The sequence below is a fragment of the Terriglobales bacterium genome (genome assembly GCA_035543055.1).
In the GTDB taxonomy this organism is placed as follows: domain Bacteria; phylum Acidobacteriota; class Terriglobia; order Terriglobales; family Acidobacteriaceae; genus JAIQFD01.
In genome coordinates this window covers 1-8194 of record DATKKJ010000151.1, presented here as the reverse complement: position 1 = coordinate 8194, position 8194 = coordinate 1, and the positions used below count along the sequence as shown (strand labels likewise).

The following is an 8194-nucleotide window of genomic DNA, read 5'->3' as shown; positions in this document are numbered from 1 at the left end:
ACGAACTCGTCGTCGGCGATGAACTCGATGGCCTGCTCCAGGTTGAGTTCCTTGTGGGGCACCAGGCGGATGGCCTCGTCGGCAGTGGAGGCGCGCATGTTGGTGAGCTTCTTCTCGCGCACGCAGTTGACGTCGAGGTCGGCTTCCTTGGCGTTCTCGCCGATGACCATTCCTTCGTAGACCTCGACCCCGGGGCCGACGAACAGCTCGCCGCGCTCCTGCAAACCCCAGAGCGCGTAGGCAGTCGTGGCGCCGGGTCGATCGGCGACCAAGGCGCCGGTGGGCCGGTGCGGGATCTCCCCCAGCCACTCGATGTATCCGCCGAAGAGCGAATTCATGACCGCGGTGCCGCGGGTGTCGGTGAGCAGCTCGCTGCGGATGCCGATGAGCCCGCGGCTGGGAACGTCGAATTCCAGGCGCACGCGGCCGTAGCCGTGGTTGTGCATCTTCACCAGTTGTCCCTTGCGCGAGCCCAGCTTCTCGATGACCACGCCCACGTACATCTCGGGCACGTCGATGGTGAGCTTTTCCACCGGCTCCATGAGCTTGCCGTCCACCGTGCGGGTGACGATCTCGGGTTTGCCCACCATCAGCTCGTAGCCTTCGCGGCGCATGGTCTCGATGAGGATGGCAAGCTGCAGTTCGCCACGGCCCATGACTTTGAAGGTGTCCATGCTGCCGGTCTCCTCGACGCGCAGGGAGACGTTGGTGAGCAGCTCCTTGTCGAGGCGCTCGCGCAGGTTGCGCGAGGTGACGTACTGGCCGTCGCGCCCGGAGAAGGGCGAGGTGTTGATGGTGAACTGCATGGCGATGGTGGGTTCGTCGATGACGATGCGCGGCAGGGGCGCGGGCTCCTCGGCGCCGGTGATGGTGTCGCCGATGGCGATGCCCTCGACGCCGGCCACGGCCACGATGTCGCCCAGCTCGGTCTCGGTGATGTCGGTGCGCTTCAGGCCGCGGAAGCTGAAGAGCTTGGTGATCCTGGTCTTCTGCAGCGAGCCCTCGTGGGCGATGCCGACCTCTTCTCCGGTGCGCAGGGTGCCGTTGAAGACGCGGGCGATGGCCAGGCGTCCCAGATAATCGCTGTAGTCGAGGTTGGCCACCAGCACCTGCAGGGGTCCCGCCACCGCCCCCTTCGGTTCAGGGATGGTTTCGAGAATGGCATCGAAGAGCGGCTGCAAGTCTTCACCCGGCTTGTCCATCTCGGTCGAGGTGGTGCCCGCCTTGGCGTTGGTGTAGAGCACGGGAAACGCGAGTTGCTCTTCCTCGGCGTCGAGGTCGATGAACAGGTCGTAGATCTCGTTGAGGACTTCCTGGGGGCGGGCGTCGGCGCGGTCGATCTTGTTGATGACCACGATGGGCGGGAGCTTAGCCTCCAGCGCCTTGCCCAGCACGTAGCGGGTCTGGGGCAGAGGGCCTTCGCTGGCGTCCACCAGGAGCATGACCCCGTCCACCATCTTCAGGGCGCGCTCCACTTCCCCGCCGAAATCGGAGTGGCCGGGAGTGTCCACGATGTTGATCTTGACGTCGCGGCAAAAGATGGCGGTGTTCTTGGCCAGGATGGTGATGCCGCGCTCCCGCTCCAGTTCGTTGGAGTCCATCACCCGGTCCATGACCTGCTCGTTGGCGCGGAAGGTGCCGCTCTGGCGGAGCATGGCGTCCACCAGGGTGGTCTTGCCGTGGTCGACGTGCGCAATAATCGCGATGTTGCGGATGCTCATGGGTAGCTAGTAGCTGGTAGCTGGTAATCAGGAATTACGGGTTCAGCTAAGAGCCGTGGAGCACAGAAGCGGCCACTCCGGGTCGCCTAGCTACTAACTACCAGCTACTAGCTACTGCTTGCAAAAAGGAAGGGCGGCCTGTGACCGCCCTTTCCGGTGTGGCGAACTCTGCGGATTACAGAGGACGAACGTTCTCGGCCTGCCAGCCCTTGGGTCCCTTCACGACGTTGAACTCGACCGCCTGGCCTTCCTGCAGGCTGCGGAAGCCCTGTGCCTGGATGGCGGAGAAGTGCACGAAGACATCTTCACCGTTCTGACGGCTGATAAACCCATAACCTTTGGCGTCGTTGAACCACTTTACTGTTCCTTGTTCCATGGTGTTGCAGATTCCTCTTCTTCTATTTTTTTACGCTGAGTTGAACCGGAAGGTACCGCGAGGCAGGCTTGAAGCTTGTTTCGGCAGGTACAACTTACGTTCGAACCAAACGCACCATTATTGTAGCGCAAGCGGCCGGGAAAGCCAAGAGGCGGCGGATCAGGCGTTGCCGGGCTGCTGGGTCGCGGTCGGCGGGCTGTTCAGCACCTGGCGGAACTGGGCGAGCAAGGAGGGGTCGAGGAGACCCTGGTTGACGTTCTCCTGCATGATTTCCATGGCCTGGGAGCGGCTGAGGGCGGACTTGTAGGGGCGCGCGGTGGTGAGGGCGTCGTAGATGTCGGCGACCTGGAAGACGCGGGCAACCAGGGGGATCTTCGCGCCTTTCAGGCCGTCGGGGTAGCCGGAGCCATCGAAGCGCTCGTGGTGGTGGCGGATGATAGGCAGCACCGGGCGCAGCGAGGCCAGCGGGGCGCACAACTGTTCGCCGACCACGGGGTGCTGGCGGACGAGCTGCCATTCGTCGTCCGAGAGCTGTCCGTGCTTGAGCAGGACGGCCTCGGGGACCACGATCTTGCCGATGTCGTGCAGCACCCCGCCGATGCGCAGGGCGCTGAGCTCCTCCTCGTTGCAGCCGATGCGCTGGCCCAGGCGGACGGCGTAATTAGCGACGCGGTCGCAGTGCCCTTCGGTGAACGGGTCCTTGCCTTCGACCACGCGAGCCAGCATGAACAGGGCGTCGGCAGCCTGCTCGAGCTCGTCGGTGTAAGCCTTCATGCTCAGCAGCGAGCGCACCCGGACCAGCAGTTCGGTGCGGTCGAAGGGCTTGATGAGCAGATCGTCGGCGCCGCATTCCAGGCCGCGCACCCGGTCCTCGACTTGGGAGAGGCCGGTCACCAGCACCACCGGCACCAGGCGGCTCTCGGGATTGTTCTTCAGCAGCCGGCAGACCTCGAAGCCGTTCTTGCGGGGCATGACCACGTCGAGCAGGACCAAGTCGGGCTGGAAAGACTGGAAGACGCGCAGGGCCTCCTCGCCGTCCTGGGCGAGCGCCAGCGCGTACCCCTCGCGGCGCAGCAATTCGGTCAGCACGTCGCGGATGGACTCGTCGTCGTCAACGATGAGGATCTTGCCCTTCATGCCGGGGCGGATGGCCGATGCAGCGCCAGCCGCTGGAGCAAGTTAAACGCATGTCCGGCCGGACAGGGTAGTTACGAAAGCTGTTGCACCAGGGACGATGCACTGGGGCACGGCCCAAGGTCACGTTCGGGCCATGGAGAAGAGGGCCGGGCCTGCGAACCCAGACCCAAGGCCACTGCCCTAGGCGGTCGATGCGGCGTTTCGCGAAGGTGCGGTCACGTCCCTACGTGAGTGCCGTCACCGACCTGCAGGCGGGGTTTGGATTCTCATGAACCTCTGGCGCGAGGTCCTGAACCGGAGCCCGCATGAACGACACTGTCCCTCGTCTCAGCGAAGAGCGCGTTGCCTACCTGGAATCCCTGGTCAGTCAGGCCCGGCGCGCCGCCGCCGTGTTCACCCAATACACCCAGGCGGACGTGGACCGCATCGTCCGGCAGATGGTCCTGGCGGGGCTGGGGAAAGCCGAGTACCTGGCCCGGCTGGCGTTCGAGGAAACCAAGCTGGGGGTCCTGGAAGACAAGGTCATCAAGAACATGGTGGCCACGGAGTTCGTCTTCAATTACGTCAGGGACAAGCGCACAGTCGGCGTGATCCACGAGTATCCGGAACGGGGGCTGGTGGAGGTGGCGGAACCGATCGGGGTCGTCCTGTCGCTGACCCCGATCACCAACCCGACTTCGACGGTCCTGTTCAAGTGCATCATGGCCATTAAGACGCGCAACGCCGTGGTCTTCAGTCCGCACCCCAACGCCTGGAGATGCTGTTTTGAGGCGGTGCGGGTGATGCACGAGGCCGCGGTGAAGGCGGGCGCACCCCAAGGCGTCTTCACCTGCCTGGAATCGCACACCCTCAAGGACAATGCCTACCTGATGCGGCACAAGCATATCGGCCTGATCGACGCCACCGGCGGGCCGGGGGCGGTACGGGCCGCCTACAGCTCGGGCAAGCCGGCGCTCGGGGTGGGCGCGGGCAATACCCCCGTGTACCTGGAAAAGACCGCCGACCTCGACATGGCGGTGGTGGACATCATCACCTCCAAGACCTTCGACAACGGGACCATCTGCGCCTCCGAGCAGACGGTGGTGATCGACGACCAGATCTACGACGCGGCGCTCGAGAAGTTTGCCGCCATGGGCGCGCACATCTGCGATGAGCGGGAGGCGGAGCTGCTGGCGCGGGCGGTCATCGATCCCCAGACCGGCGCCATGGCGCCCATGGCGGTCGGCCAGAATGCGGCCACCATCGCCCACGTAGCCGGGATCGCCGTGAGACCGAAGACCAAGGTCCTGATCGCCCCCATCCGGGGGGTGGGCCGTGCCCATCCCCTCTCCGTCGAGAAACTGTTCCCGGTGCTCGCGGTCTACCGGGCCCGGAGCGTGGACGAAGCCCTGCGAGTGTGCGTCGATGTGAATCATTCGGGGGGGCTGGGCCACACCGCGGTCGCGTTCTCGCGCGACGACGAGATCATCGGCCGGTTCGCGGACGCGATCAACGCCGGGCGCATCATCGTCAACTCGCCGGGGTCCATCGGGGCCCTGGGTGGCGTGTACAACGACATGGTGCCCAGCTTCAGCTTCGGATGCGGCACCGGCGGCGGCAACAGCACCACCGAGAATGTCAATCTCTCTCACTACCTGAACATCAAGCGAGTGGCGCGGAGGACGCAGGCCCATATGTGGTACCGCATTCCCAACCAGATCTACTTCAACTTCAACGCCGTGGAAGAGCTGCGCCACCTAGACTCCCGATCCACGGTGATCGTCACCAATCCGGCGCTGGAACAGATGGGGCACGCGGACATCGTCCGGCGCTCCATCCCCCAGGGAACGGCGGTGCATGTCGCGGTGATCCCGGACGCGGAGCCCGAGATCACGGTCATCCGGCAGGGGGCGAGCACGCTGAACGCGTGCAAGGCCGACCAGATCGTCGCCTTGGGCGGCGGGTCGGTGATCGACGCGGCCAAGATCATGAAGCTCCTCTACGAATCTCCGCAGGCCGACTGGGAGGAGCTGGCGGCGCCCTTCCTGGATTTCCGCAAGCGGGTGGTGCGCTTCCCGACGGACAAGGTCAACCACGCGCGGCTGGTGGCCATCTCCACCACCAGCGGGACGGGCAGCGAAGTGACCCCGTTCGCGGTCCTGTGCGACAAGGCACGGGGGCGGAAGGTGACGCTCGCCGACTACTCGCTGACCCCGGACGTGGCCATCGTGGACCCGCAGTTCGTCATGTCCATGCCGAAAGGGCTCACCGCCGACACCGGCATCGACGCCCTGACCCACGCGCTGGAGGCCCTGGTTTCCATCTATGCGTCGCCGTATACCGACGCCAACGCCTTGCAGGCGATCGAACTGGTGTTCAAGCAGCTGCCCGTCGCCTACGAGCACCCGGATGACCAGGAAGCGCGCACCCTGATGCACAACGCCGCCTGCATCGCCGCCTTGGCGTTCTCCAATGCGTCGGTGGGCGTCAATCACGCGCTGGCGCACGCCTTCGGGGCCCGTTTCGGGGTGGCGCATGGGAGGGCCAACGCCGTCATGCTGCCGCACGTCATCCCGTACAACGCTTCCGTGCCGGCGAAATTCATGCCCTCTCCCAACCAGCGGGCCTATGTCGCCCACCAGAAGTACGCGCTGGCGGCCGATGTGCTGCGCCTCGGCGGCCACACCACCGAAGAGAAGGTGAAGAACCTGGTGGCTGCGGTCGAGCAGTTATTGGACCGCGTAGGCATGCCCCGTTCGATCGCCGAGTTGGGCATCTCCCACCAGGCGTTCGAAGAGGCGATCCCGGAGCTGGTCCACCTGGCGTACGAAGATCCCTCCTGGCGCTCGAACCCGCGCATGCCGCTGCTGGAGGAACTGGCCGAGCTGCTCTGGTGCGCTTACATCGGGCGGGGCCAAGCGCAACCCACGGCCGCCACCCAGGAGGTGGCGTGATGGGCGCCGATGCGAGGGCGACGATCGCGGTGTGGCGCAAGGTCCGGGGCGAGAGTGTGACCGACGACCTCCTGGATGCCTGCGAGAGGCTGGAGGGCGCGAACGGAGACGTGGTCCTGGATCTCTCCTCGGTGCGGCGTATCGACCCCGGCGCCATCTCCGCCATCGACGAGCTGGCCACCCGCGCCGATGAGCTCGGGGTCAGGATCGCGCTGCGAGGAGTGAATGTCGAGGTGTACAAGGTCCTGAAGCTGGTGAGGCTGGCCCCACACTTTGTCTTCGTGAACTGAGACCCCTGAAGGTGGCGGAGGGTGAGGGATTCGAACTTGAGGCGCTCTTGCCGGCGTGAGCGAGCCTGGGGCGAGCGGGAGCCGGCAGCCGAAATCCTGAGGAGCCCCGCGACGAAGGACCTTGCGCGATAATGGCGGAGGGTGAGGGATTCGAACCCCCGGTGCCCTTTCGGGCACAGCGGTTTTCAAGACCGCCCGTTTCGACCGCTCACGCAACCCTCCGCGGCTCCGCAGCAATCTGCTTTCACCAGTCTACAGCACCTTCCACTCAGGCATCCGGACTAAGCTCTAGCATGGGCTTTAGCTTCACCGAGACGGGCAGCTCAGGTGCCTGGCTTGGCACTGCTCTTCTGCTTGGCCCACCAGTTCTTCCACGGTTTCGTTGCCCGGTGGCCGCTGGCTGACACCTGACCAAAAGACTGGCCAGCGACCTGTTCCAGTAGACGGACTGCTTCGTCGGATACGTACACGTCCTGCTTCCGCGCTGGATCAGTTAAAGCGATGTGCATGCAAACAGCATGATCATCTAACCTGCTGATCAACAGTGGGACCGCATCTCGGGACTTCAGCTCGACAAACGCCTGCAACGCCGGGCAACGGAACTTAGGACTGCCGTGCGCAGCCAGCTCAGAAAGCGCACGCTCAGATTCTTCTGTCTTGAACGTAGCCAACAGATAGATCGCACGCGTTCTCCGCACGTATGACCCTTCCGTGGATTGGGCGATACTCATGAGCAGAGGTACCGGATGATCGCTGATCTTTGACACGGCCTCGTGGCTTTTCTCGCGACCAGGGCCGGAATCCAACACCGATTCCACTTGCGATCGTACGGACGTCTGGCACACAGCGAAATCGAGGGCACAGCCCAGTAAGCACAGGATGGCAATTCGATGGTGTTTCATTGCGAGCACACCTTCTTCCCTTTGTCATCGGTAGAGCACTGTGGCTTGAGAATCTGCTCGACAGCCTTGACGCCTTTTTCGCTGGGTTTGTCCGGGAGCTTGCCCAGCGCTTTCTCCGCTGCCTCCGAGCTGGTCTCATCCTTCGGATTGACGCTATCGATGAACTGCGTTGCAGGATTACTTTCAGCCGCATTCAGCACATCGGCAGTGTGGCCGCCAAGCTCGTGAGCAAATACTTGGGCCGGATCTTTCCCGATCTCTGCCGCTTGGCTTTTGTCGATGGTGACTTCGATCGGATGCCCAGGTGCGGTGTTGGGATTGTCAGCGGCCAGAACCCTGTGACCCTCGTAGTTGGTGTACGGCACACTGGTGTTGCCACCCTCTACCTTCGTCTGACCCCCGAAAACCATCGTTCCCGGAGGTGCTTTGGTCAAATCAGTACGTCCGAGGTGCCCAGTTCCCACCGTGATTGTGAACTGGCTCTTGTCGGCTCGGAGAAGCATCGCCTTGCCCGCAGGAGTCGCGTACATTCGGGCGAGGTTGTTCACGACGTAGGCGCGATCTTGCGCACTGAGACCTGCTGCTAGGACGACATCCATCCCATCGGGATCGAAATACTTCAGCGGATTGTTGAGCGTGTATGCGTAACGATTCCAGCTCTGTGGGTTGAGCGGGTGAGCGCTTCGAGCCTTAGGGTCCGTCTGCATGAAGCGCCCCAACGTACTCGCATAGTAGCGAGCGCCGAAGTAGTCCAAGCCGGTTTCGACATCACGTTCTTTGCCGGTGAACTTGTATTGGTTGGGGTCACTGTTCGTAAGAATGCGCTCCCCGCCAA

Annotated in this window: 7 protein-coding genes and 1 tRNA gene; 2 read left to right on the top strand and 6 right to left on the bottom strand. The window is 63.7% G+C overall.

Going from position 1 to position 8194, the window contains the following annotated elements; translation table 11 throughout:
- The 3 genes from typA to VMS96_10405 all read right to left on the bottom strand — a co-directional run.
- A partial coding sequence (gene typA / locus VMS96_10415) for a translational GTPase TypA (protein ID HVP43836.1) occupies window positions 1–1721 on the bottom strand: 1721 nt, incomplete at its 3' end.
- Between the two features lie 175 nt (window positions 1722–1896).
- The gene (locus VMS96_10410; GenBank protein HVP43835.1) at window positions 1897–2097 is read right to left on the bottom strand and encodes a cold-shock protein; all 201 of its coding nucleotides are present in this window, start codon (window positions 2095–2097) and stop codon (window positions 1897–1899) included.
- A gap of 159 nt (window positions 2098–2256) precedes the next feature.
- Window positions 2257–3234, bottom strand: a complete 978-nt coding sequence (locus VMS96_10405) for an HD domain-containing phosphohydrolase (GenBank protein ID HVP43834.1) — start codon at window positions 3232–3234, stop codon at window positions 2257–2259.
- A gap of 305 nt (window positions 3235–3539) precedes the next feature.
- On the opposite strand from VMS96_10405, the gene adhE reads away from it, so the two are divergent.
- The gene (gene adhE, locus VMS96_10400) at window positions 3540–6167 is read left to right on the top strand and encodes a bifunctional acetaldehyde-CoA/alcohol dehydrogenase (GenBank protein ID HVP43833.1); all 2628 of its coding nucleotides are present in this window, start codon (window positions 3540–3542) and stop codon (window positions 6165–6167) included.
- Window positions 6167–6457: an STAS domain-containing protein gene (locus VMS96_10395; protein HVP43832.1), complete on the top strand. Its 291-nt coding sequence runs from the start codon at window positions 6167–6169 to the stop codon at window positions 6455–6457. The genes adhE and VMS96_10395 overlap by 1 nt, the downstream gene beginning before the upstream one ends.
- Before the next feature lie 132 nt (window positions 6458–6589).
- Here the strand turns inward: VMS96_10395 and VMS96_10390 are convergent.
- The 3 genes from VMS96_10390 to VMS96_10380 all read right to left on the bottom strand — a co-directional run.
- A tRNA-Ser gene (locus VMS96_10390) sits at window positions 6590–6679 on the bottom strand.
- Between the two features lie 101 nt (window positions 6680–6780).
- The gene (locus VMS96_10385) at window positions 6781–7359 is read right to left on the bottom strand and encodes a HEAT repeat domain-containing protein (protein HVP43831.1); all 579 of its coding nucleotides are present in this window, start codon (window positions 7357–7359) and stop codon (window positions 6781–6783) included.
- Window positions 7356–8194: RHS repeat-associated core domain-containing protein (locus VMS96_10380; protein HVP43830.1), on the bottom strand; the 839-nt coding region annotated here is incomplete at its 5' end. The genes VMS96_10385 and VMS96_10380, both read right to left, overlap by 4 nt.

Bases quoted from the DNA above. Each gene is read 5' to 3' on its own strand.
- VMS96_10410 (HVP43835.1), bottom strand. From the start codon at position 2,097: ATGGAACAAGGAACAGTAAAGTGGTTCAACGACGCCAAAGGTTATGGG.
- VMS96_10405 (HVP43834.1), bottom strand. From the start codon at position 3,234: ATGAAGGGCAAGATCCTCATCGTTGACGACGACGAGTCCATCCGCGAC.
- adhE (HVP43833.1), top strand. From the start codon at position 3,540: ATGAACGACACTGTCCCTCGTCTCAGCGAAGAGCGCGTTGCCTACCTG.
- VMS96_10395 (HVP43832.1), top strand. From the start codon at position 6,167: ATGGGCGCCGATGCGAGGGCGACGATCGCGGTGTGGCGCAAGGTCCGG.
- VMS96_10385 (HVP43831.1), bottom strand. From the start codon at position 7,359: ATGAAACACCATCGAATTGCCATCCTGTGCTTACTGGGCTGTGCCCTC.